General features: G+C 47.6%; 2 protein-coding genes and 1 pseudogene. All 3 read left to right on the top strand.

Annotation, left to right across the window (positions count from 1 at the left end):
- Positions 1 to 117, top strand: a pseudogene (gene flgB, locus R7E00_RS24090) (flagellar basal body rod protein FlgB); the annotation flags it as partial.
- A 2-nt stretch (positions 118 to 119) separates the two neighbouring features.
- Positions 120 to 554 (top strand): flagellar basal body rod protein FlgC, encoded by a 435-nt coding sequence (gene flgC / locus R7E00_RS24085; protein ID WP_005464013.1) that lies wholly within the window; start codon positions 120 to 122, stop codon positions 552 to 554.
- Positions 554 to 1,232: flagellar hook assembly protein FlgD (gene flgD, locus R7E00_RS24080; RefSeq protein ID WP_318124782.1), on the top strand; the 679-nt coding region annotated here is incomplete at its 3' end. The genes flgC and flgD, both read left to right, overlap by 1 nt.

The following is a 1,232-nucleotide window of genomic DNA, read 5'->3' as shown; positions in this document are numbered from 1 at the left end:
GTGGAACTTGGTGTTGAACAAGCGAAATTCACCCAAAACAACATGGACTTTCAAACTAGCCTGACGTTTCTCAACATGAAATTTAACGGCTTGGCGAAAGCGATTGAGGGACGTTAATTATGTCATTCACTGATATTTATTCGATTACTGGCTCTGCGATGACGGCGCAAACCGTTCGCCTAAACACGGTTGCCAGTAACCTTGCGAACGCGGATGCGGTGTCTGCAAACCCAGATGATGCTTACAAAGCACTTAAACCTGTGTTCGCTACCGTGTATCAAAAAACGCAAATGACGACAGAAAACGGCATTTACCCAAATGCTGAAGTGCGTATTGTCGATGTGGTGCAAAACAAAGGTCAGGCGGAAAAACGCTTTGAGCCAAATAACCCACTCGCTAACGGCGAAGGTTATGTTTACTACCCAGACATCGACGTGGTTGCGGAAATGGCGGACATGATGTCAGCGACTCGCAGCTTCGAAACGAACGTGGAAGTGTTGGCAAATGTGAAAAGCATGCAGCAAGGCTTGCTTCGTTTAGGGCAGGGTAGCTAATGAGTCTTGCACAGTACACGGCATTATCGTCGGACGCTCCGGTTAAAGCGGCAGCAAAAGAAAACAGTGGCATTGCGCCAAACCCAACGGATAAGAACAGCGCGTCTTCACTTCAAAATGAGTTCATCTCTTTGATGGTGGCGCAAATTCAAAACCAAGATCCGTTAAACCCGTTAGATGGCACAGAGTACGTCGGTCAGTTGGCGCAGTTCTCTCAAGTTCAAAGTACCGAGAACATGTCGAAGGTCATGCAAAACAGCATGGTGCTACTCGACAACATGCAAGTGCTATCGACCGCCGGTTTGGTTGGTCAAACGGTTTACGTGAATTCAAAAGAATTCGAACTGGGTGATGGTGCGCAAAACGGCAAAATCGAACTGAGTCACGGTTCAAACCAAGTGACTTTAGTTGTGAAAGATCAGTTCGGTCAGAAGACGAACGTACCACTTGGCGCTCACGGCGCTGGTGACGTTGAGTTCTCAATCAATCCAGAAGAGCTTGGCTTAAAGCCGGGCAAATACACGGTATCTGTAGAAGTTCAAGAAGGCCAAGCGAGCCCGAATGTTCTACTGGCTGGCACTGTTGAACAGGTTCGTATTCCGAGTTCAGGTGGCGCAGCATTGGTCAATGTTAATGGCGTTGGCAACGTTCCTTTCTATCAAATCACTCAGTTTGGTG

Origin of the sequence: Vibrio sp. Vb1755 (genome assembly GCF_033338635.1) — a bacterium.
GTDB lineage: Bacteria > Pseudomonadota > Gammaproteobacteria > Enterobacterales > Vibrionaceae > Vibrio > Vibrio alginolyticus.
Note: the sequence above shows the minus strand (reverse complement) of the source record. Positions and strands in the feature narration are given on the sequence as shown.

Coding starts and splice junctions, on each gene's coding strand:
- flgC (WP_005464013.1), top strand. CDS start 120: ATGTCATTCACTGATATTTATTCGATTACTGGCTCTGCGATGACGGCG.